Annotated in this window: 23 protein-coding genes and 4 pseudogenes; 19 read left to right on the top strand and 8 right to left on the bottom strand. The window is 44.8% G+C overall.

Annotation, left to right across the window (positions count from 1 at the left end; all coding sequences use genetic code 11):
* Positions 1 to 44 precede the first annotated feature (44 nt).
* Positions 45 to 1,391, bottom strand: coding sequence for a glutamate-cysteine ligase family protein (locus CDG76_RS00180; protein ID WP_094347117.1), 1,347 nt, complete (start codon positions 1,389 to 1,391; stop codon positions 45 to 47).
* A gap of 202 nt (positions 1,392 to 1,593) precedes the next feature.
* Positions 1,594 to 1,851: a hypothetical protein gene (locus tag CDG76_RS00175; RefSeq protein ID WP_094347116.1), complete on the bottom strand. Its 258-nt coding sequence runs from the start codon at positions 1,849 to 1,851 to the stop codon at positions 1,594 to 1,596.
* A 124-nt stretch (positions 1,852 to 1,975) separates the two neighbouring features.
* Here CDG76_RS00175 and CDG76_RS00170 point away from each other — a divergent pair.
* A pseudogene (locus CDG76_RS00170) lies at positions 1,976 to 2,174 on the top strand (NblA/ycf18 family protein).
* A gap of 208 nt (positions 2,175 to 2,382) precedes the next feature.
* Here CDG76_RS00170 and CDG76_RS36905 read toward each other — a convergent pair.
* Positions 2,383 to 2,547 (bottom strand): hypothetical protein, encoded by a 165-nt coding sequence (locus CDG76_RS36905; protein ID WP_190240716.1) that lies wholly within the window; start codon positions 2,545 to 2,547, stop codon positions 2,383 to 2,385.
* A 98-nt stretch (positions 2,548 to 2,645) separates the two neighbouring features.
* On the opposite strand from CDG76_RS36905, the gene CDG76_RS36900 reads away from it, so the two are divergent.
* Positions 2,646 to 2,813, top strand: coding sequence for a hypothetical protein (locus CDG76_RS36900; protein ID WP_190240715.1), 168 nt, complete (start codon positions 2,646 to 2,648; stop codon positions 2,811 to 2,813).
* Between the two features lie 150 nt (positions 2,814 to 2,963).
* Here the strand turns inward: CDG76_RS36900 and CDG76_RS00165 are convergent.
* Positions 2,964 to 3,137: pseudogene (locus CDG76_RS00165) on the bottom strand (DUF2254 family protein); the annotation flags it as partial.
* Between the two features lie 19 nt (positions 3,138 to 3,156).
* Entirely contained in the window at positions 3,157 to 3,444 is a 288-nt protein-coding gene (locus tag CDG76_RS00160) for a hypothetical protein (RefSeq protein ID WP_094347114.1), read from the bottom strand.
* Here CDG76_RS00160 and CDG76_RS00155 point away from each other — a divergent pair.
* A complete protein-coding gene (locus tag CDG76_RS00155) occupies positions 3,443 to 4,030 on the top strand; it encodes a PEP-CTERM sorting domain-containing protein (protein WP_094347113.1) in 588 nt (195 codons plus the stop codon). The genes CDG76_RS00160 and CDG76_RS00155 overlap by 2 nt on opposite strands.
* Positions 4,031 to 4,172: 142 nt before the next feature.
* Here CDG76_RS00155 and CDG76_RS00150 read toward each other — a convergent pair whose 3' ends face one another.
* On the bottom strand, positions 4,173 to 4,406 hold the full coding sequence (locus CDG76_RS00150; RefSeq protein ID WP_094347112.1) for an EF-hand domain-containing protein: 234 nt from the start codon (positions 4,404 to 4,406) through the stop codon (positions 4,173 to 4,175).
* 592 nt (positions 4,407 to 4,998) lie between these two features.
* On the opposite strand from CDG76_RS00150, the gene CDG76_RS39320 reads away from it, so the two are divergent.
* The 11 genes and pseudogenes from CDG76_RS39320 to CDG76_RS00090 all read left to right on the top strand — a co-directional run bounded on the left by CDG76_RS39320 (position 4,999) and on the right by CDG76_RS00090 (position 15,846).
* Positions 4,999 to 5,298 carry an NAD(P)-binding protein gene (locus CDG76_RS39320; RefSeq protein WP_317616109.1) on the top strand — a complete coding sequence of 100 codons (300 nt, stop codon included), beginning with the start codon at positions 4,999 to 5,001 and terminating at the stop codon, positions 5,296 to 5,298.
* Between the two features lie 157 nt (positions 5,299 to 5,455).
* Entirely contained in the window at positions 5,456 to 6,457 is a 1,002-nt protein-coding gene (locus tag CDG76_RS00140; RefSeq protein WP_223265081.1) for an ABC transporter substrate-binding protein, read from the top strand.
* Between the two features lie 283 nt (positions 6,458 to 6,740).
* Complete coding sequence (locus CDG76_RS00135; protein WP_094347111.1) at positions 6,741 to 7,052, top strand: hypothetical protein; 312 nt, start codon at positions 6,741 to 6,743, stop codon at positions 7,050 to 7,052.
* Positions 7,053 to 7,412: 360 nt separating this feature from the next.
* A complete protein-coding gene (locus tag CDG76_RS00130) occupies positions 7,413 to 8,999 on the top strand; it encodes a sugar ABC transporter ATP-binding protein (protein ID WP_094347110.1) in 1,587 nt (528 codons plus the stop codon).
* Positions 8,980 to 9,927, top strand: coding sequence for an ABC transporter permease (locus CDG76_RS00125; RefSeq protein ID WP_094347109.1), 948 nt, complete (start codon positions 8,980 to 8,982; stop codon positions 9,925 to 9,927). Before CDG76_RS00130 ends, CDG76_RS00125 begins: the two co-directional genes overlap by 20 nt.
* A 6-nt stretch (positions 9,928 to 9,933) precedes the next feature.
* Positions 9,934 to 10,905 (top strand): ABC transporter permease, encoded by a 972-nt coding sequence (locus tag CDG76_RS00120; RefSeq protein ID WP_094347108.1) that lies wholly within the window; start codon positions 9,934 to 9,936, stop codon positions 10,903 to 10,905.
* Between the two features lie 309 nt (positions 10,906 to 11,214).
* Positions 11,215 to 11,337, top strand: a pseudogene (locus CDG76_RS00110) (SDR family NAD(P)-dependent oxidoreductase); the annotation flags it as partial.
* 671 nt (positions 11,338 to 12,008) lie between these two features.
* On the top strand, positions 12,009 to 13,862 hold the full coding sequence (locus tag CDG76_RS00105; protein ID WP_094347106.1) for a glycoside hydrolase family 2 protein: 1,854 nt from the start codon (positions 12,009 to 12,011) through the stop codon (positions 13,860 to 13,862).
* On the top strand, positions 13,841 to 14,941 hold the full coding sequence (galT, locus tag CDG76_RS00100; protein ID WP_094347105.1) for a galactose-1-phosphate uridylyltransferase: 1,101 nt from the start codon (positions 13,841 to 13,843) through the stop codon (positions 14,939 to 14,941). The genes CDG76_RS00105 and galT overlap by 22 nt, the downstream gene beginning before the upstream one ends.
* Positions 14,942 to 15,163: 222 nt before the next feature.
* Positions 15,164 to 15,451 carry a hypothetical protein gene (locus tag CDG76_RS00095; RefSeq protein WP_094347104.1) on the top strand — a complete coding sequence of 96 codons (288 nt, stop codon included), beginning with the start codon at positions 15,164 to 15,166 and terminating at the stop codon, positions 15,449 to 15,451.
* Positions 15,451 to 15,846 (top strand): annotated as a pseudogene (locus tag CDG76_RS00090) (type II toxin-antitoxin system VapC family toxin). The gene CDG76_RS00095 and the pseudogene CDG76_RS00090 overlap by 1 nt, the downstream one beginning before the upstream one ends.
* 7 nt (positions 15,847 to 15,853) lie before the next feature.
* Here CDG76_RS00090 and CDG76_RS38905 read toward each other — a convergent pair.
* Complete coding sequence (locus CDG76_RS38905) at positions 15,854 to 15,982, bottom strand: hypothetical protein (protein ID WP_262984290.1); 129 nt, start codon at positions 15,980 to 15,982, stop codon at positions 15,854 to 15,856.
* A gap of 23 nt (positions 15,983 to 16,005) precedes the next feature.
* On the opposite strand from CDG76_RS38905, the gene CDG76_RS00085 reads away from it, so the two are divergent.
* The 5 genes from CDG76_RS00085 (at position 16,006) to CDG76_RS00065 (ending at position 20,983) form a co-directional block, all read left to right on the top strand.
* Entirely contained in the window at positions 16,006 to 17,100 is a 1,095-nt protein-coding gene (locus tag CDG76_RS00085; protein ID WP_094347103.1) for a M24 family metallopeptidase, read from the top strand.
* Positions 17,101 to 17,105: 5 nt separating this feature from the next.
* Positions 17,106 to 18,185, top strand: a complete 1,080-nt coding sequence (galK, locus tag CDG76_RS00080; RefSeq protein ID WP_094347102.1) for a galactokinase — start codon at positions 17,106 to 17,108, stop codon at positions 18,183 to 18,185.
* Positions 18,175 to 18,561 (top strand): signal peptidase I, encoded by a 387-nt coding sequence (locus CDG76_RS00075; RefSeq protein ID WP_094347101.1) that lies wholly within the window; start codon positions 18,175 to 18,177, stop codon positions 18,559 to 18,561. The genes galK and CDG76_RS00075 overlap by 11 nt, the downstream gene beginning before the upstream one ends.
* Positions 18,562 to 18,901: 340 nt before the next feature.
* Positions 18,902 to 19,711: a phytanoyl-CoA dioxygenase family protein gene (locus tag CDG76_RS00070; protein ID WP_094347100.1), complete on the top strand. Its 810-nt coding sequence runs from the start codon at positions 18,902 to 18,904 to the stop codon at positions 19,709 to 19,711.
* A 255-nt stretch (positions 19,712 to 19,966) separates the two neighbouring features.
* A complete protein-coding gene (locus tag CDG76_RS00065) occupies positions 19,967 to 20,983 on the top strand; it encodes a glycoside hydrolase family 43 protein (protein ID WP_094347099.1) in 1,017 nt (338 codons plus the stop codon).
* Between the two features lie 81 nt (positions 20,984 to 21,064).
* On the opposite strand, the gene CDG76_RS00060 is transcribed toward CDG76_RS00065, so the two are convergent.
* On the bottom strand, positions 21,065 to 22,282 hold the full coding sequence (locus CDG76_RS00060) for an RNA-guided endonuclease InsQ/TnpB family protein (RefSeq protein ID WP_094347098.1): 1,218 nt from the start codon (positions 22,280 to 22,282) through the stop codon (positions 21,065 to 21,067).
* Positions 22,283 to 22,303 lie beyond the last annotated feature (21 nt).

The following is a 22,303-nucleotide window of genomic DNA, read 5'->3' as shown; positions in this document are numbered from 1 at the left end:
ATAAAAGTGTACTTCCGACTTCCGACTTCCGACTTCCGACTTCTTTAATGCTGCTGTAGCAACAATCCTTCATCAGTATCGAAAGCTGCGAGGGGATTTTCTATATCTATCGATGAAACCTGTGCTTCTAACTTGTCACAACTTGAGCGCACTAAACGCAAACCGGCATCTAATGAAAGTTGAGTAGTTGTTGGGGTAAACTCTTGCAAGATGCTGGCTTCTATCGTCTGATACCGATCGAGGTTTCTGCTGAGTTTTGCCAGAAAATTTGCTCCTTCGCCACCAACAGCGCTGGCAAACTGCAAAATGGAATCGACGTAAGCTCTAACTTTGGGGTTTTTAATTCCTTCTGTAGCTGAGGCTAAGAGCAATTCCCCATTAAGATATTCAAAATCTGGTACATACAAGCGATTGCCAACTAGTTCAAATATCTGCATTCCTTTAAATGGTCTTACTGTTAACTTCTCGTGCCTGACTCGATAAGCCAATTTTTCCAGCAATGTAATTACAAGTAAAATTACAGAGGGAAAGTTGCTATCTATACATCTGATTTCTACTGTGTCGAGTTTGTTGAGTCGAACTGGATTCCAAGCTGACTTGAGTAAGCTAACTCCCGATTCTTTGAACAGGTTCGGTTCAATTGAGGCTTTTTCCATCGCTTGCAGCCAAGCATAATAACGAGCGAACTGCTGCTCAACTAAACCCTCAACACTTTCGGCATAAGGCATGAGTCCACCGACAGGTTGTAAATTAGTATAAACTCCCTCCCAACTGAAGGTTTCGCTACCTCGATAACGAATTGTATGTACGGCTAGTCCTAACGCCTGTCCTTCGTAAAAGGGACACGCCCGCGTCAGAGAAATAAGTGCAGAGTCGCAAGCTGTAGCTAAATTATAGATATTTAATAGTTCTTCTCGCTCAATTGATGTTGAGTTGTAAGATACTGCAACACGAGGGTCAATTACCCCAGGCGGGACTTCCAAATGCAGGTGTGTACCTGTACATTTTCCAGCGTGCAAAAATTTTGAAATGCCGACAGTCTGCGCTTGGATATGGTAATTAGGGTGATCTCGCATAACTGGCATAGTAGGTAAAGGATAGCTAGACAGAGGGTAAAGGCGTAAACCCATCTGTTGTGCTACAGAGATCGCCAATTTGAGATTTTTGAGATAGACTCTCGCTAGTTCCTTGGCAGTGTCGGCAGGAGGTGTGTTAATTTCTACCATGCTTTTAACGAACTCTGCCACAAAGTAATTGGGGTTTAAACCTTGTGCTTGAGCTTTAAAGTGACAACTCTTTAAAAACTCATCGGCGCGATCGCTCAAGCTACCAGCTTCGTCTACTAGAAAAAATTCTTGCTCCAGACCGATACGACGCTTGACTATCGCCATCTAGACCTCCACAAGGGTAATCGCCACAGCCTCAATATATGTAGCTTAAAGGATAAAGTTACCGCAAGACAAAACCTATTTGAGTCAATCGACTTGGAGAATTGTAGTATCAGATTGTTAGGGATTTTGTTGTCTAATCTGGATAATGTGAAATAAACCCAACTTTCTCACGCCATCCATTCAGTCCACTGCGGGGCATCTGTCACCAGTTGAGCAAATTTGTCATATTCAGATTCTCAAACTCCAGCATCACGCCACGACGCTCACCACTCTTGCCCAAAGTATTGCCCATCTTTTCTTTTGAGCGATGGCGCAAGCGCCCGCCGTAGGCGATCGCTAACTGCAAGCAGAGGCTAAAAATGCTTTTAAAAACCTCAAAGTAGGAAAATTGAGAGCTTAGGTTTTTACTTGGGTTGCCACAATGGAGTGATATCAAGGTTTTCAGCAGCAGATACGGCATTTATAACCTACTTAGTACGGTTTACACCCCTTTGATTTTTGTAAAGCCATCGTAACATTTATATATATAAAGCAATATTTGCTTACATAAGCAAACTCAAATAAAAGAGTAGGTAATAAAAGCGATGAATCAACCCATTGAATTATCTTTAGAACAAGAATTTAGCCTTAGAACTTTCTCCGATCAAGTGCAGCAGATGTCCCGTGAACAAGCTCAAGAGTTTTTGCTGATGCTGTATAAGCAGATGATAATTAGGGAAGCGACTTACCAAGAATTGCTCAAACATCAGTGGGTAAGTTGATTCAGGTTCAATCTTGAGCTAAAACAAACCTTGCTCTCGTTACTTTAAGCGACGGACAAGATAACGAACACACAATTGTCTTTTTCAAGGGCAAGGCAATAGAGATTATTTGCTCCAAACAAACTGGGAAACTGCAAAATAACCGATTCCCAGTAACGGTTTTGATGGAACAGTGAACTGCTTTGACCTACACCGCCACCAACCAATCGCACACCACAGACTTGCACCCGCTATCCATTGTTAACCCAAAGGAGCCACTGCCCCAGGTATGCGTTCCAGTAAGGCTCACCATCAGCAATGCCAACAGCCAAGCCTATTATGGAAACTAGCTGTTGGTAGAACTGACCAGCGATGTCCAAGCCTTGCTGCAATTTCAGATGGATAATTCTTATCATCAACTACCCTCCACTGGATACTCAAATATTACAAAGCATCCAAAAAACATTATTACGGTAAACGAAAGTACTCGCAGCGCAAATTTCATGAACATGCTTTGAGTAAACCTAATTATGTATTAACTGCATTGTTAGCTAATACAGGCAAAGCTGAAGACCCTATTAAATACTTTGCTGCAAAAGAGAATCAAGATTTAGGAGTAGTCAAAGCACTGCGAAAACCAGTCTCTAAGCTGGATTTATCCCCTTTTCCCGCACCCTCTTGACAAAAGTGCAATCAGTCTAACCTCTCACCGATGGATCATAAGGGGATTCCACTTCAATAGAATGTTTAGCATGAATTAAAATAGAGAAACTATCAAATCCCCAACATTTTACCCCGATAAATACTGTACTTATTACTCTTCTAACCAATAGACTCGAAAGCACAGCAATAAAATACCAACTGTGACTGCAAGTTGTGGTACAAACTGTTCGTATCCATCTCCTTGTCCATGAACTGTCCGAAGTACTAGTAAGCAGTAGATAAAAGTGCCAATGAATGTACTAAGTACAACCTGATTACCAGTATCTTGCATAAAATTACGCAAACAACTGCAAACTGCTTAATTAGCAAGTGTTTCCGCTTTTCTTAGTGCCATTCCTCTTTAGATTAGCGACCTTGCGATAATGCTCCTCATCAATTGCAATACCCGCTGCTTTCATCCACCGGGAAGCCCCTTCCGAAGCACCATCCCCCACGGGAATATAATATAGTATTGTCCATTTCTGGGCTTGAGCTATGGCAACGAGAACACCGTAGGCATAGCAGAACTTTTTGGTGTACTGAGTGTATCTTAAGTTGGCACGGATGTGATAGCATACCTTCAACAAATTTAAATAGCATAACCAATCCATGAATCAAGTTCGACTTCCCAAAGTTAGCGTCGCCGTGATTGGTTTAGTAGTTGCAAGCGTATTTTATGCTACTCCCGTGCTGGGAGCTATTCTAACTAGACAAGAATTTTCAGGCGATTTTACCTTAGTCGATGCTACTAGCCCATTCCTTACGAACTTTTTGCCAGAAGAGAGCGAATATTCGGGATTCGTGGTTTACTCAAAGTCCGGGACTTTGAGCGATTGGGAGCTTAACGTCAACAATCTAGACCTGAATTTGAAGAGAGGCTCTACTAATGGTGGTAACTTAACCCCGGATGTCGATTTTGAGCTTGATTCTAGGTCGAATTGGAATTTAGTAATTGATTTTGGCATTGCTTTTGATGCTCCAAGATATACCTTAGAAAGAACTTCAAGCTCTGAAATTACCTTGACGGGTGAAGTGGGAAGGGCAGGAACATACATCTATCAAGATTCTGCTGCCAATATTACCCTAAGTTCTTCATCTACATCAGTACCTGAACCAACTTCCCTACTAGGTCTATTGTTTGGAGTTGGTGCAATTGCTGTCTCTAAAAAAGCTAGTGAGACTAAATCTGAAGCATGAATTACTCAACTCTTTACCAAAGCTTTATCGATCTACACTGCCACCAACCAATCGCACACCACAGACGTACACCCGCTTCCAAACTATAACCCAAACCTGCCACCAAAGCGTGGCTAGAGAGGCATTTTTGGGTATTGGGTTACTAGTTTAAATTATTTGCTTTCTCAACTGCTTCCTTTAACTCCTCAAAGGTAATACTACCGTCTTTGTCTGAATCATAATTTACTAGTAATTCCTGGGGACTAGTGCTATTTGTTTCTGATGAGATGATTGCACTTAAGCCAGGACTTAAAAAAAGATCATTAATGGAGATTTTGCCGTCTCGATCGCTATCTAAGGTATTAAAAAGAGATTGAAGCTCTTGCTCGGTTGTCATAAGTTTTTATCTGAAGAACCGTTTTTCAACTTAGTATCTCATTAATCTCTCAAAATTAAATAAACTTGTATCTTTAGACGTAGAAACGGCTATTGCCGGGGCTTAGATCGGATGTACGTTGTGGGTTACAGGGTTTACAGTCTGATGATGAAAATAAATCGACATAGACGCGCCTTCTTTCTAACGTAGTCAGATATACAGCTAATCTTCAGTCATGGCTTAGACAATAATGGGGGGTGAGGGGAATGGCACTAAGTTAATCGCAAANCCTTGATATAACTTGCTTTTTGAGTGTGGGGAGTGTGGGGAGTGTGGGGAGTGTGGGGGGTAAGACTTCTTCCCCGTCCTCCCACACCTCCCACACCTCCCACACCCTGCCCTGACGAGGTTTCAGCTTTTCTTAGTGCCATTCGGGGGTGAGGGCGATCGCTCTTGGGTTTATCCTCTAAGAATGGGGCGATGGCGTACCCACCGATACCGTAGGCATCGCATCGGAGATATTGGTACGTTGTGGATAATTAAAGTATCACCGGTTGTATGTTCAGATGAGAGTCTGTAACTATGGAATGGATATCAGATGTTCGATTCAACTATGACCCAACCAAACGAACGCCACGCTCTTGTCATTGGGGGAAGTATCGCTGGACTGCTAGCAGCGCAAGTGCTGACTAAATACTTTAACCGGGTAACAATTATCGAACGCGATCATTTGAGCGCTCAACCAGAACAGCGTCCTGGTGTACCCCAAGCTCATCATCTCCACATCCTACTCAAACCCCCCAGCGTATTTTTCCATCTCAGTGTTCTAAGACAGGTGTTACAGCGAATCATCAAGAAGAGCGATCAAAACTGGAATAGAAGTGGGTACAACCGCATCCCCACTGTCTACTAAACTCTGCTTCTAGGAAACCCAGATATCCAAATATTAGACCTCTTGCAAAAAAGTTATCATTTCTCTTCTAAATGGTAATTTATACTTTAGGCAATACTTCTGTGATGTCGGCAAAATCTGAGATAAGCTCAATGTAGCGTTCAGACATGAGTGGGTTATGAAGAATAAAACCTGTTTTGGATGCTCAGGTATCGGAGCTTATATGCCAAAGTTCTTGGTATTTAGCGCCTACGTTGTGATTATTGTTGCGGCTTTTTCGCTGTCTGGTTGTATACGCGAGAAAACAAAAAAAATTGTCGGATTTTCGCAGACGGAGAACATCGGTCCGTGGCGCATTGCCGAAACGAACAGCATTAAAGAGGAGGCCGCCAAGCGTAAAAAAACTTATGATTTTCTGATGACGGATGCTCAGGGCCAGACATCGAAGCAATTTGCCGACATTGAGGATCTAATCGCACGACAAGTTGATGTCATATTTCTCGCACCACGTGAGTATGAGGGTCTTACGCCCGCCCTGGAAGCAGCGAGAGCGGCAAAAATACCGGTTTTTCTCATCGACCGTGAAGCGGCGGGAAGACCAGGCGAACATTTTGTCAGCTTTCTGGGGTCGGATTTTATCGCCCAAGGCCGCCGCGTTGGCGAATGGCTAGCTAAGGCAAGCAATGGCAGGGCATCCATCGTGGAACTTACCGGAACAGCCGGTTCATCGGTCGCAATTGATCGGGCTAAGGGGTTTCGTAATGCGATCGCCAGTTATCCCAACATGAAAATCATCGCCACGCAGACGGCGGATTTTTCGCGGGCTGCGGCGCAGCGTGTAATGGAAAACATCATCCAGGCGAAGGGTTCCGACATTACCGCAGTGTATGCTCACAACGACGAAATGGCATTGGGTGCGATCCAGGCTCTCAAATCCGCAGGTATGAAGCCTGGCAAGGATGTGATGGTCGGTTCAATCGATGGTCAGAAAGCCGCGCTTGAGGCGATAATTCGTGGTGAGCTTGGCGTGAGTGTCGAGTCGAACCCGCGTTTTGGCTCACTTGTTTTCGCCACGATGGAAGAGTATTTTGCTGGTAAGAAAATTCCTCCTAGAATCATTCTCAAGGACAGACTCTTCGACGTGACCAACGCCAAGGATTTTGTCGATGACGCATACTAATACCAATTCGTAATTCGTAATACTTCTCTACGAGAGGCTGCGCCAACGGCTACGCCCTTCGACTACGCTCAGGGCAAGCTCAGTACAAGTTCGTAATTCGTAATTAAGAAAATTTTGAAGATTTTAGGACTTACGCAAAAACCCTCTCAAACTCTCATTCCTCTGTGAACTCTGCGCCCTCTGTGGTTCGTTTTCCCTTATCCGTGCGTAAGTCCTAGATTTGTAGGGACTGTTTTAAAAGTCAAGCGACACCGAACAGCCCATCGTAGACATCGCTTTGTTTGTGGAGATTTATGAAAGCGATGCTTGTGGCGGGCTACGCCTACGCACCTCTATACTTGATTGCGGTGCGACAAAGTTTGAAGTACTCCAACACGACTTTCAAGTACCTCAACACGACTTTCAAGTACCTCAACACGACTTTCAAGTACCTCAACACGACTTTCAAGTACCTCAACACGACTTTCAAGTACCTCAACACGACTTTCAAGTACCTCAACACGACTTTCAAGTACCTCAACACGACTTTCAAGTACCTCAACACGACTTTCAAGTACCTCAACACGACTTTCAAGTACCTCAACACGACTTTTAAGTACTTCAACACGACTTTTAAGTACTTCAACACGACTTCGAGGTATCTGTTACTTATATAGCAGTCCTAAATCATTCGTGAGAATTTGAGATCGTTTTAACCCCCCTGTAGTCGCCCCGATGCTTTGGGGGGAAGGTCTAATACTGTTTCTAAGATACAAGGTTGGGTTGAACTTTAGTGTTACTCAACATTTCCAGGGCTACACATTTTTATTTTTTAGCGTTAACCAAGCAGTATTGGTTGTCACCCTAAAATAGAAAGAAATATCCTGAGCTTCCACGATGGACATAAAAACATTACTATAGTGCGAAGTGAAGGATCTCCACTATCGGCAATGAAGATAAAAACTGGGTAAAGCCGATGAATCAGGCGACTCAAAATGTCCTGTGCATGACGGGTATAAAAAAAAGTTTTTCTGGTGTGCCAGCGCTCTGGGGGGTGGATTTTGAACTGAAGGCAGGCGAAATTCATGCACTGGTCGGAGAGAATGGCGCTGGCAAATCGACGCTGATTAAGATCGTGACGGGAGCTTATCGACGGGATTCGGGTGTTATGGAGTACGACCAGAAAACCGTTGCATTCCAAACCCCGACTGAAGCGCAGGCGGCAGGTATCGTAGCCGTCTACCAGGAAATTCAACTCGTGGGTTTGAGAACTGTTGCCGAGAATATTTTTCTGGGCAGGGAGCCGCATCGCTTCGGCATCATTGATAGACGGGCGATGAACGCTAGGGCGACCGAGATCCTAGAGCGCCTGGGGTTGCATATCGACCCGCATTCAGTGGTTGGTTCGCTGAATATTGCCCATCGCCAGATGGTGGCGATCGCCCGCGCCATCTCCTTTGGGGCGCGGGTGCTGATCCTCGATGAACCCACGAGTTCGCTGACGGAAACTGAAGTTTCTGTTCTTTTTGATGTCATGCGGCGGCTAAAGTCGGAAGGGACAGCTATCGTCTACGTCAGCCACCGTTTTGAAGAACTTTACGCCGTGTGCGATCGCGTGACAGTATTGCGTGATGGGCACAACATTGTGACGCGATCGCTGTCCACGCTCACTCGTCTGGAACTCGTTTGTTTTATGCTAGGTCGTAAACCCGAAGAGGTGAGCAAAGGAGTCACGGCGTTTACAGGACAGTCGCAAAACACGCCTTGTCAGCCAGTACTACTGCAAGCGGAAGCTCTCAAATATAAAAAACGGCTTAATGGTGTTTCCATTGAAATGCGGCATGGCGAAATCGTTGGGCTTGCGGGTTTGCTCGGTTCTGGTCGTAGTGAAACGGTGCGTGCTTTGTTCGGGGCTGAACCCCTTGAAGGTGGAACTGTAAAACTCGAAGGTAGTCTTTTATCCCTGCGCGATCCTCATGATGCGATCGCTGCTGGCATCGCTTTCCTTTCAGAGGATCGTAAAGCGGACGGCATCATCCCTGAGCTTTCGGTGCGCGAAAACCTCACGCTTGCTGCCCTACCGAACCTTACACAATGGGGCATCGTTTCCAGGAAACGACAGAACGAACTTGTAGAGCGTTTCATGCAACGTCTTAACATCAAAGCAGCCAGCGCCGAGCAGAAGATCCACGAACTATCAGGCGGCAATCAGCAGAAGGTGCTTCTGGCGCGATGGCTGTGCAAGAATACAAAACTTCTTCTCCTCGATGAGCCAACTCGTGGTATTGATGTTGGTGCAAAGCGCGAGATCCAGCAGCTAATCGCCGAACTAGCAGAGCAAGGGCTGGGAGTTCTGATGATTTCCTCGGAAGTGGAAGAGTTAGTTGAAGGCTCGCAACGTGTCGTCGTTCTGCGTGACGGGCAGTCAATCGCGGAACTCAGTGGCGAGCAGAAGAACATAAAGGCAATTCTGCACGCAATGGCAGAAGGTGCAGATCGTCAGGAAGCCGTCGGTGGACAATCCCAAACAGAGCAAAACCCAAATGAAGAGCAAGAAGCCTGATCGGGGTTGGGGAACCCTATGGAATCCAAACTTCGGTGCATTTGCGGCACTCTTAATTCTCTATGTTGCGAACGCCGTCTTTACTCCGCGTTTTGCAACAGTTAGCAACACATTAAATATGTTGCTCCAAGTATCCACGACAATGTTGGTTGCTGTTGGCATGACCTTTGTGATTGCCTCCCGTGGCATCGACCTGACGGTTGGCTCTACTATGGCATTGGTTTCAGTTATTGTCGCATTGCTGATTAAGTATGGGATGACTGTTGCCATCTTGTTCGCTTTGAGCGCGGCTCTGTTGGTTGGTTTTATCAATGGCTTTCTGATCTCGCGTCTGAAACTTGATGCCTTGATTACCACCTTGGCGGCTCTGATCTTATGGCGTGGGATTGCTCAGGTTATCGGGGACGGTAAGCTCGTTCCTTTTGTCAATCCGACATTTGAAGCGCTGGGAAAGGGCTATCTCGGTTCTATACCAATTCAAGTTGTAATTGCGGGAATCGCGATCGCAGGAGCTTTTTTCTGTATCCGCTCTACGCTTTTCGGCCGTTATATCGTTGCAGTCGGCGGCAATGAGGAGGCTGCACGGCTTGCGGGTATCCGTGCGGAGCGCGTGAAATATATAGTCTATATAATTAGCGCCCTGCTTGCCGGGGTTGCCGGACTTGTGGAGACAGCGAGGCTGGGCATGGGCGATCCGAGTAAAGTCGGTGTCAATGCGGAATTTGATGCGATCGCGGCTGTCGTTGTTGGCGGTACACCCTTCTCCGGTGGTCGGGCAAATGTCCTCGGCACTGTTGTCGGAGCTTTGCTCATGCAGGTGATTTCCACAAGTTTCAATATGCTGCTCATTCCCTTTACCTGGTCATTAGTTTTGAAATCCGTAATCATTCTTTTCGCCATTTTTTTGCAGCGACCGAGGGAGGTTTAACGCGTCATGGCTGCCACAAAGTCTCTTGCGCTTACAAGTATGCGGCGTGTTGCCAAGCTCATCACCTCCCAGGGCGTCCTGCTCATGCTCCTTAGTTTGGCTATTTTCGCATCCTTTCGTTATCAAACCTTCCTGACACCTCTTAATCTGATGAATATTATGCGGCAGAATAGTATGCTGGCGATCGTGGCGCTGGGCATGACTGTCGTGATTCTGAGTGGGGGAATCGATCTGTCCGTGGGTTCCCTGGTTGCTTTGGGCGGTGTCGTCGCAGCAATGCTTGCCGGACAAGGAAGCTTTGTAGCGATCGCCGCCGGCATTGCTAGCACCACGTTGCTTGGTGTGGTCAATGGTCTTCTCGTGTCTCGCGCACGGCTTCAGCCGTTCGTTGTGACGTTATTCACTGCCAGCGCTGCACGTGGGCTGGCGTTGAGCATCACCGAGGAAAAGTCCGTTGCCGTATCATCGACAGCATCGGGATTTGTTTGGCTGGGTAGGGGGTTCATAGGTTGGGTTCCTGTACCCGTGCTGATAGTTGCACTCTTATATTTTGCAGCTTGGTTTATGCTGCACAGAAGCCGATTAGGTTTACACATATTCGCTATTGGCAACAACGAGGAAGCCTCCCGACTCATGGGCGTGAACCCAAACCGAGTAAAGCTAGCAGTCTACACATTTAGCGGGTTACTTTCAGGGCTTGCTGGTATTATTCTCGCAGGTCGTTTAGGAGCGGGTCAGCCTGTGGCTGCCTTTGGCTGGGAGACGGATGCAATCGCCGCCACCGTCATGGGAGGAACGTTTCTCGCAGGGGGTCAGGGGAGCGTGTTTCCGACGTTAGTCGGTGTGCTTTTACTAGGAATGATGTATAACCTTTTAAATCTTGAAGGAACCATTACTCCTTGGTGGCAGCTCGTACTCCGTGGTGGCTTCTTACTTTTGGTTGTGCTTTTTCAGCAGCGTATTGTGCAGAGGGGCTGAGTTTATTGAAACGGAAGTTGTAGTTGTTCAGATGTCAGAGATGTAATTAAACTTAAAGGTAGTGGTTGCTGACTAATGTTATTAACATAATCTGCACTCAAATAGGGAATGGAACAAAAAAATATCTTCAAAAAGGGACTTCCAACTAAAAAAATATCCCATCGCTTTGGCAAGCAGGGGGAGTAGGGGGAGCAGGGGGAGCAGGGGAGGAAAAATCTAACGATCATCTTTGCTCCAAAATTGAATAATTTAATTTCTGGAAGTCCATTAACAAATAAACCTACAAAAATCTTGTTTGAATGAAAAGTTATGGCTATTTCCCTGAAATCTCTCCGAAACCAAGTTGTTGTCATTACAGGTGCTTCTAGTGGTATTGGCTTAGTAACCGCTAGAATGGCGGCAAAACAGGGTGCAAAGCTTGTCCTGGCAGCATGAAATGAAGATGCTCTCCGTCAACTGGTTGATGAAATTCGTGGCAAAGGTGGGCAGGCGATCTATGTCGTAGTCGTGTCTCTTGCGATACCAATCATTGGCAGGCTTAATTGATGTCACCAAGCATTTATGCAAATCAGTTGCCCTTACACTGGCAAACTTGACTTTATCTTCAGAATTGGCGTGGTTGCAGGCAAAAATCCTATCTATCTAGCAATATTCAATGGATGGTTCCGTTATTCCCTTATATAACCTGATTTTAATGATTTTTCTTTTGTTTGCTAGTGCTTATTGACTAATAAATGATTTTAAAAAATTTACTTAAGCAATTTATATAATAAAACTTTCATGACAACCACTTTCTTCTGTGGCAAATTTATGATAGTTAATAGGCACCTAAATTTAATGCTTTTTTTTTAGATAACCTGGCAAAGATTAGTAATGTATATGCCATAATGTCACGAGCTAGGGGTATATAAACTTATTGTTATACTTCAACACGCAAGTAGAGAAGGTATCAGTATTGACTACGAAAAAATATAATGCTGCTAGCTCGAACCGATCAATCAATGATGCGGTGAAAACTCTTGCTATATCTGGGAATCCAATATTTGGGTCTGGATTTAATCTACAGCAGGGGTTGATTGAGTTATGGATAGGGAGGAAATTTGATGAAATTGTTAGATATAAAGAATCCTGAGGTTAAATTAGCCTCTAAAACTGATAGTAATTTTGTGGACTTAACAGCAACACACCCCCGACCATTGTTAAAGCGATCGCACTGGCTAAATTTAAACGGTGAGTGGAAGTTCGCTTTTGACGATGAAGGACGATGTGTTCAACCAAGCGATATCCAGGCGTGGAGTCATCATATACAAGTTCCCTTCGCTCCCGAATCTACCAAAAGTGGTATTGGTGATACAGGTTTTCATCCAAACTGCTGGTATGAGCGAGAATTTGAAACACCTGAAGGTGATGGCAGATTATTACTGCACTTTGGGGCTGTGGATTATCGCGCCCGTGTATGGGTCAATGGTCAATACATGCTAGAGCATGAAGGGGGACATACTCCTTTCACGCTGGATATTACCACAGTTTTGAATCAGAGTGGCATAACGAAAGTAACAGTCTGGGCCCAGGATGATCCTTCTGACCTTGCCAAGCCTAGAGGAAAGCAGGATTGGCAATTGGAACCGCACAGTATTTGGTATCCTCGCACCAGTGGTATTTGGCAAACAGTCTGGATTGAGCGTGTGGGTAGAACTTACATCGATAGTATTCGGTGGAGTCCCGATTTCGAGCGGTGGGAAGTTGGCTGTTATGCTGCGATCGCAGGTGATGCGCCTGCTGGTATCCAAATCAAGGTAAAACTGAGCATTGGCAATACCGTGCTGGCAAACGATACTTATGAAGTGTTTAACGGAGAAATTGGCCGTCGGATCTCCCTTTCCGATCCAGGTATCGACGACTACCGCAACGAATTGCTGTGGAGTCCAGAAAAGCCTACCCTAATGGATGCCCATATTGAACTTTGGCATAACAATCAACTCTTGGATGAAGCAAAATCCTATACAGCAATGCGGACTGTGGGGATACAGCGCGATCGCTTTATGCTCAATGGTCGTCCTTATTATTTGCGCTTAGTTTTGGATCAAGGCTACTGGCCGGATTCCCTAATGACAGCACCGGACGATGGGGCATTGCGGCGCGATGTCGAACTCGCCAAAGCAATGGGTTTTAACGGAGTCCGTAAGCACCAGAAAATTGAAGACCCACGATTTTTATATTGGGCAGATGTGCTGGGGTTGTTAGTATGGGAGGAGATGCCCAGTGCATATCGTTTCACACCTAAAGCAGTGGAACGCACAACGCGAGAGTGGGCTGAGGTGATTAAGCGGGATATCAGCCACCCTTGTATCGTAGCTTGGGTAACGTTTAATGAATCTTGGGGAGTTCCGAATCTGGTTGAAACTGCGGCTCACCGAAACTACGTTTTGGCAATGTATCACTTAACTAAAACTCTCGATCCGAGCCGCCCAGTGATTGCCAACGATGGCTGGGAAAGTACAGATACAGACATTCTGGCTATTCATGACTACGACACCCACGCACAACGATTAGGTCATCGCTATGGGCCAGAAGTGAAGCTATCAGATTTGTTTGACCGGAAGCGTCCTGGAGGGCGCATCCTGACACTGGATAACTTTCCACATCAGGGACAGCCAGTAATGCTGACTGAGTTTGGTGGTATTGCCTATGCCCCTGTTGATAACCCCGATGCAGATAAAGCTTGGGGATATGAGCGTTGCTCCAATATTTCCGAGCTAGAAATGAAATACGCTTCTTTGCTTGAAACGATTAATAACATTGAGCTATTTAGCGGATTCTGTTACACACAATTAACTGATACCTTTCAAGAAGCTAACGGTTTATTATACGGCGATCGCACTCCGAAATTTCCCATTGAGGCGATCCGCGCTGCAACCCTCTCAGGACAAGGATTATGTACTCCCACAAGCTGTTAAAGCCCGACGGACGCAAACTCAAATTATACAGTCGCTACCCAATTACTAGTCAGTTAGAAGCCACTAGCCCTAGTAATGAGCCAGTGCAAGCTAATCCCCACTTGCGCTGGCATCCCTTGCGGGGTGAATGGGTAGCTTATGCTAGTCACCGTCAAGGGCGGACATTCATGCCGCCCCCAGAATATAATCCTCTCGCACCTACCACCAACCCTGAGTTCCCAACGGAACTACCCCAAGGTAAGTATGACGTGGCAGTGTTTGATAACCGCTTTCCCTCAATGAGTCTGACAGCAAACAATCCACCTGATACCATCGTGGAAACGTTACCAGCGAATGGAGCCTGTGAGGTAGTGGTTTTTACTCAAGATGCCAGCGCCTCCTTGAGTTCCTTAGAGTTGGATCATCTAGATTTGCTATTGGAAGTGTGGGGCGATCGCACCCGCGAACTAGGACTAAATCCTGAAATTCAGTATGTGCTGCCCTTTGAAAATAAAGGTGTAGAGGTAGGTGTAACATTGCACCATCCCCACGGGCAAATTTACGCCTATCCTTTTATACCGCCTGTTCCGGCGCAAATGCTGGCAATGCAGCAGGAGTATTATGAAAAACATCGGCGGGGTTTACTGCAAGACTTGATTCAGAAGGAGATTGCAGACAATCAACGGATTATTTATCAAGATGAGTATGCGATCGCATTTGTCCCGGTATGCGCTCGTTACCCCTATGAAGTCTGGATGGCACCAAAAGAGCCAGTTAGCACTTTTATGGATCTCACCCCTGAACAACGTTGGGGACTCGCCAAAGCTTTAAAAACTGTCACTCTCAAGTATGACGGTTTGTGGAATCGCCCGTTTCCTTACTTGATGGCTTGGTTCCAAGCGCCAACTGACGGTTTAGCCCATCCCGAAGCGCATTTACACGCCGAGTTTTTTCCACCATATCGGACAAGCGAAAGGCTGAAATATCTGGCGGGAACCGAACTCGCAGCAGGGATGTTTGCCAATGATGCTTTACCGGAGGAGAAAGCGAAAGAGTTACAGGCTGTGGCTGTAGATATTGAAATGCTGATTTCCGCATAAAGAAAAAATAGGTAAACCAAAACAAGCGCATCCGTCACGAGATGCGCTTATTGTTCAGAAAAAAATCAAAGTCTCAGACTGGGAATACAGTTATAGAGGCTCTGCCTCTGCTGTCACTAAAGGCAGAGCATTTTAAAATTCATTTTCATACAGAATATGAAACAAAAGATGAAATCCAGATTTTACACTGATAATCTATCAAAATATCAAGGATAAAATAACATGAAAGTCAGAGGAATAAAACGCGGTCAAAATATAGAAATATTAGAGCAACTAAATAATATTCCCGATGGAACAGAAATAATTATAGATTTAGAATTTATTGAAAAGGAAATATGCGAACCAAAAGTGAATTTAACAGAAGAAGAGAGATTAGCTAAATTAAATAAATTATTTGGAGTGTGGAAAAATCAACCAGATTTAACAGAAATATTTGTAGAGGTTGACCAACAACGTCATACTTACCAAGGTAGAAGCATAGACTCAATTGATAATCAGGATAACGGCTAATGTATCTGTTAGACACTAACATTTGCATTGCACTTCTCAAAGAAAACACCCAAGCAGTGAAAAAATTTAATCGCTACTTTAGCCAATGTTATCTATCAACAATTATAGTTGCGGAACTTTATAAAGGCGTTTAGTATTCTCAACAGGTGTCCAAGAATCTGGAAAATTTGCAGCAGTTTACTGATCTATTACCCATAGAACCATTTGACTTAGAAGCAGCTATTGAATTTGGCAAGATTCAAAGCGAACTCAAAAATATTGGTAAACCCACTGGAGAATTAGACGCATTAATTGCTGCTATTGCTCGTTCTCGCAATGATATTCTCGTGACTAATAATATCAAAGATTTTAGTAATATTGATAACTTACAATTAGAGAACTGGTTAGAAAATTAGATATAGATTAATACAATTGATACACTGCCATATCAGGATTGTTGAGTAATCCGGCGGTAATTACGATCGCTAGTCTACCATTTGGAATACCAACCTCAGACAGACGCAGACAGACGTAAGTAAATTTGATAATCATCTGTATCTATCTGTGTTTTTGCTATGAACGAAGAAGTCTCCAAAAAACTAGAGTTAATCAGGGAAACCTTGCGTGAAACCGAAGTGCAAGTGCAAGGCGTCCGTTTGCGCGGTACAGATTGGTTTGCTTGGGCAACGGCTGGCGCTTCTAACACCGTGCTGCTGACTGCTGAAACTGGCGTAGCAGAAGTATTAGTAACTACTGACGAGGCTTGGGTATTGACAGATGAAATTGAAGCCCAGCGTCTTAAGGATGAAGAACTGCCTGCTAATTTTAAGGTGTATGTCAACCCTTGGGCTGATTATGCTGCCCGTGAGTCTTTCGTTCGTGATGTAATTGGTGGCGGAATAGCAATTAGCGATCGCCCCATCTCCAATTTAGAAAAGCCGTTACCCCCATCTCTGCAAAATCATAAACGGGTAATGATGTCAAGTGAATTAGAGCGATATCGTCAAGTTGGGCAAAAAGCTAGTCAGGCAATGACAGAGGTACTCAAAGCCGCCAAGCCAACTTGGACAGAATATCAATTAGCGGGTGCAGGTGCAGAGGCGTTATGGGCGCAAGGGCTGCATCCAGCGCTGACACTAGTAGCAGGTGAGAGGCGTTTACCCTTATACCGTCATGCTACAGCTACCGGAGAACAGATTGGACGGCAAGCGATGCTGGTGTTTTGCGCGAGAGGTTACGGTTTGTATGCAAATCTGACTCGATTTGTTTGTTTTGGTAAGCTTTCAGACGAACGGGCCGAATTGCATTCCCATGTGCGTGAAATAGAAGCAGTAATTTTGAATTTGTGCCAACCCGGAACCACACTCGATGCAGTTTATCACGCGCTAGCTCAGGCTTATGAGCAACATGGATTTCCCAATGCCATCCGCGAACACCACCAGGGAGGAACCACTGGATATTTAGCGCGAGAAATCGTAGCAAATCCAACCACTACTGATACTTTGGCAGAAGGTATTGCTGTCGCTTGGAACCCTAGTTTAGTAGGGGCAAAAATTGAAGATACTTTTGTGATTTTGAAAGATGGAAAGTTGGAAAATCTGACTTTTGATCCCAATTTTCCTAATGTTGAGGTAGAAGGAAGGTTACGCCCTGTACCTTTGTACAATTAAAAATTATGGATTTTCAACAAGTATTCGGTAAACCACCTGAAACTCAAGCCAGTGCGCCGGGAAGAGTAAATTTACTCGGCGAACATACTGACTATAACGATGGCTTCGTTCTGCCAACTGCGATTCCTCAATCCACGACGGTAGAGCTAGGTTTTAGTAGCGATGGCCATCATCACTTTTACTCGGAAAATCTCAACGAGGAAGTGAGCATTTTAGACAATCATACCCCGTCTGGATTTGCCAGTTATATTTTTGGCTGTATTGAGATTTTGCAAAAAGCAGGACACACAATACCATCGCTTTCTGTATACGTCAAATCATCGGTTCCGATGGGTTCGGGTTTGTCTAGTAGCGCAGCTTTGGAAGTGGCAACCCTGCGGGGATTACGCCAACTTCTGAAGCTTCCCATTGATGACGTTGAAATCGCCCAATTCGCCCAGCAAGCAGAAATTCAATATGCTGGCGTGCAATGCGGCATCATGGATCAGATGGCTTCTAGCTTGGCTGATACTGAGCATATCTTATTTTTAGATACTCGGACTTTAGAACGCCGGGTGATGCCTTTGCCTGAGAAAGCAGAGATTTTGGTTATTGATAGCGGCGTACCCCGCACCCTTGCCACTAGCGGTTATAACCAGCGTCGGGCTGAGTGTGAAGAAGCGGCGCGATCGCTAGGAGTTAAGGCACTACGAGATATTACTGATGTTGAAGTAACAGAAAAACTCCCCGAACCTCTACGCCGTCGTGCCCGTCATGTGGTTACAGAAGATAACCGCGTTTTGGAAGTATTGCAGGGAGTAACATCTGAGCGGTTTGGCGAATTGATGAACGCATCCCACGCCAGTTTGAGAGATGATTACGAAGTGTCCGTACCTGCCCTGGATACTCTAGTCGAACTGTTGCAAAAAACTCCGGGAGTGTTTGGTGCAAGACTTACAGGTGCTGGTTTTGGCGGTGCAAGTGTCGCTTTAGTTGCGGCTGGTGAAGCTAGAAGTATTGCAACTCATGTTCTTGAACAATACAAGCAAGCAGGTTACACCGGACAAATTTTGGTTCCTTCTTTGGAGTTAAGTGATGCAGCCTAAAGTTGTTTATGGAAATGCAGCCGTTGAAGGTGTAAATCGTTGGGGATGGTTCATGGGTCACTTTATCACCCCTGAAGACGATCCGCGTTCCACGGAAATGCTAGAAGTAAAATGGGCTGTTCACAAAGCAGGTGAGAGTAGAACTGAATGGGCAGTAAATAACCAAGCTGCAACGCTTTCAATTCTCATTCACGGACAATTTCGCCTGCAATTTGAAGATAGAGAAATTTTATTATCTCGTGAAGGTGATTATGTTCTTTGGTGTGCAGGTGTGTCCCATTGGTGGGTTGCTGAGTCCGACTGCACTATTCTGACTGTCAGATGGCCTTCAAAGCCAGGCGATAGTGTTGCATTGCCTGGAGCGTCAAACAGTTAGTTTGCTAAGTAATTGAGCATAATTAATTTTAATTAGGTTCGATGCTCCCTCATTTTTCAGGACTACTTTGCTTCTCAACATCAGATTTAAGATACAAAGTAGTAGGGGCGCAAGGCCTTGCGCCCCTACGACAGGTGTGGTTTAAATAGATGAAAACTGCTGTCAAAGAGTTTAGTTATGTTAAGTAATTCGTTATAATTAATATTAATTAATTGTTACAGAGGATTGGCATAAGCCACCAATTTTAAAAATATTGCGCTACTATCGACAAGCAATAAAAAATCTCCTAGAGGTCTGATATTAATACGCCTCTAGTTATAAGTTGAAGAGGATAAAAAAGATGGTTCAAAGTATAGGCGGTATAGCGAAATATTCAGCTACCGACCTAGACCGATTTGCTCAAGAACTGAATCAAGACGGAATTTGTGTGATTCCCGGTGTTTTTGAGCAAAAATTAATTGACGAGTGGGCACAAGCTTTTGAAAAATTATTTCACGAGCGTCAAAATCAACCAGGTGGGTTGGCTCCTCGTGAAGTTTCCCGCTACTATCTGACCTTGCCTTGGATTTACCCATTTGCTAATGAATTTGTTTTTGCCAATCCCGTGATTATGGGTATCCTAGAACGCGTCTTTTTCCAAGAATACGTAATGGTTCAGATGGGAGTTGATGTCCCATTCCAGGGTTCAGATTATCAGGAAACCCATCGGGATTTTCGCCCATTATTTAGCGATCGCATAGTAACCCCACTTTACGCCCTCGCAGTCAACTTTCCCCTTGTGGAAGTAACCGCAGAAAACGGCCCATTCCAAATGGCGCGTGGAACCCATGTTATACCACGTGAAGAGGGATTAGAAAAGGTTGCCAGTGGTGAAATTCCGATGGAATCTTTTTATATGCAGCCAGGTGATGTGATGGTGCGATCGCCTTTAGCACTACATCGCGGTTCCCCAAATCGGACAAACCACCCAAGACCGATGGTAGTCATGGGCTATGCCATGCATTGGTTGCACACACCAAAGGTAGATTTAACTCTCCCACAAGACTATTATCAAAGCCTCCCAGAAAAACTAAAGCAGATGTTACGGTGTCAGCTAGTAGAAAGCTTACCTAAGAACAAAGTCGAAACTTACGTGAATTTCAAATACTAGTAGTTTTTCAAGCTAACTTTGACGAGTGAGACACCTCTTAAACATCTCTTTTTTCTCTGATGTGCCCTCTGCGCCTCTGTGGTTCGTTCCTTTACCCTTCAAACTTCGCTTGACAGACTACTAAGTACTTTGTCTCATTAAATTAGAGGAATAAGAAAACGAACCGCATTCGCGTTAGCGTCTCCCCTTCAAACTTCGCTTGACAGACTACTAGTGGAAGAAGAATTTTTGTCATTCCATACATAGATAATTAAGATGCAAACTTATACTAATCCAGTCTACAAAGGTTATTTTGCCGATCCTTTTGTTTGGCAACACGAAGGCGTATATTATGCGATCGGTACTGGCGCAGCAGAAGCAGAAGGAACCGTAGATGAAATAGCGGACGCACCAAATGTTAACTCCAATAACAAATCGCGTGTCTTTCCTCTGTTACGGTCTTTCGACTTTGTAAATTGGGATTATGTGGGTAACGCGCTACAACGGCCAGATCCCGCCCTTGGCGATAATTTTTGGGCCCCCGAAATTGCTTACTGCGATCGCCAGTTTTATCTCTACTATTCTGTAGGGCATGAAGATAAGAATCATCAGTTACGTGTAGCTACAAGTGATACTCCATTAGGGCCATATCAAGATGTTGGTGAGCCAGTCGTAGATCCAAAATCTTGTCCCTTTGCGATCGATCCGCACCCATTCCGGGATGACGATGGACAGTGGTATTTGTTTTACGCCCGTGACTTTCTGGATACATCGGATGGAGTGCGTGCTGGCACAGCATTAGTTGTAGACAAACTCCAAAGCATGACTAAGCTTGCTGGTGAAGGAAAAGTAGTTTTACGTGCGCGATCGGATTGGCAACGGTTTTTAGCCAACCGTTTGATGTATGGTGAAATCTATGATTGGCATACTTTAGAAGGCCCTTGCGTTCGTAAGCATGAAGGGAAATACTACTGCTTTTATAGTGGTGGACGCTGGGAAACTGAGAACTACGGCGTAGATTATGGCGTTGCTGACAACGTGATGGGGCCTTACTCTGATGCAGGTAACGAAACCGGGCCACGGGTGTTAAAGTCTGTTCCTAATTTTGTTAGAGGGCCGGGACATAATTCTATTGTTCTTGGGCCAGATGGTAAGACTGAGTATGTTGTCTACCATGCTTGGACGGAAAACATGGATATGCGGCAAATCTGCTTAGATATCTTGGTCTGGAAACCAGAAGGGCCATCTTGCAATAGCCCTTCCTGGACACCGCAGATTATCAGTAACTATTAAAGATTTTGCGATACATTAACACCGCTCACTTTGGCTGGTTTGACATCCTCCCCGCCGTGAACGGTCGGGGATTCCTAAGACTCACGACTTAGGTTTCTGTTTCTTTCCCTTACGGGTTTTTTGCAACTGCCCTTCAGCCTTAAGGCTGTCAGGTCTTATGTTCGCTCCACAGACTGAAACTGCGAGTCCCGCAGCCAAAATATTCTTACTTGCGTTAATATCCCTATCGTGATGTGTACTGCATTTTGGGCAATCCCACTCTCTGATATTTAAAGGCAGTTTATCTACAATGTGTCCACAATGTCCACATCGCTTAGAACTGGGAAACCATCGATCAATTTTGATGAAAGTACGACCATACCAATCACACTTATATTCAAGCTGCCTAACTAGTTCACCCCAGCTAGCAGACGCTCGAAGACTCGCTAACGCTACGCTATCACTAATCGAGAGAGCGAGTTTTTTATTTTTTACCATATTCTTCACAGCTAAGTCCTCGACAGCAATCGTTTGGTTTTCACGCACCAATCGAGTCGTTAACTTATGAAGAAAATCGTTTCGGGCATCACTTATTTGGGCATGAACCTTGGCTACTTTCCTACGTGCTTTATGGCGATTATTAGACCCTTTTTGCTTACGAATTAAGGCTTTTTGCGCTTTACTTAATTTCGCTTTTTTTGCCTTAAAGCTTTTAGGATTAGCAATTTTTTCACCTGTACTCAAGGCAACTAAGCTAGTGATACCCAAGTCAATGCCAACTTGGGTTAAAGATTCAGGTAATTTTTGAATTTCGACATCTACCAACATTGAAACAGTCCAGCGTCCAGAGGGCGACAGTTTTACCGTAATAGTAGATGGTTCTATACCTTGGGGTAGCTGTCGGCTCCAACGAATGTCTAACGCTGTAGGACTTTTAGCAAGAAATATTTGCCCATCTCTAAACTTAAATGCCGAAGAGGTAAATTCAGCATTGCCCCCGTTGTGTTTCTTCTTGAAGTTTGGATATTTAGCCCGTCCTGCAAAAAAGTTGCTAAATGCTGTTTGCAGATGTCGCAAGCCCTGCTGTAATGGCACACTACTAACATCATTAAGAAATTGCAAGTCATCTTGCTTTTTCCAATTAGTCAGCATTGCTGAAGTTTCAATGTAACCAACTCGTTTTTGGTCTTCATACCATGCTTGTGTCCTTGCGGCGAGAGCGCGGTTATAGACTAAACGAGTACATCCCATCGTTTGCCGAAGCAAAGTTTCTTGCTCAGGTGTTGGATAGAATCGGTATTTGAAAGCTTTTTGTGTCATTCTTACATTATATCCGGTATT

Origin of the sequence: Nostoc sp. 'Peltigera membranacea cyanobiont' 210A (assembly GCF_002246015.1) — a bacterium.
In the GTDB taxonomy this organism is placed as follows: Bacteria; Cyanobacteriota; Cyanobacteriia; order Cyanobacteriales; family Nostocaceae; genus Nostoc.
The sequence above is the reverse complement of the archived record's forward strand: the minus strand, read 5'-3'. Positions and strand labels throughout refer to the sequence as shown.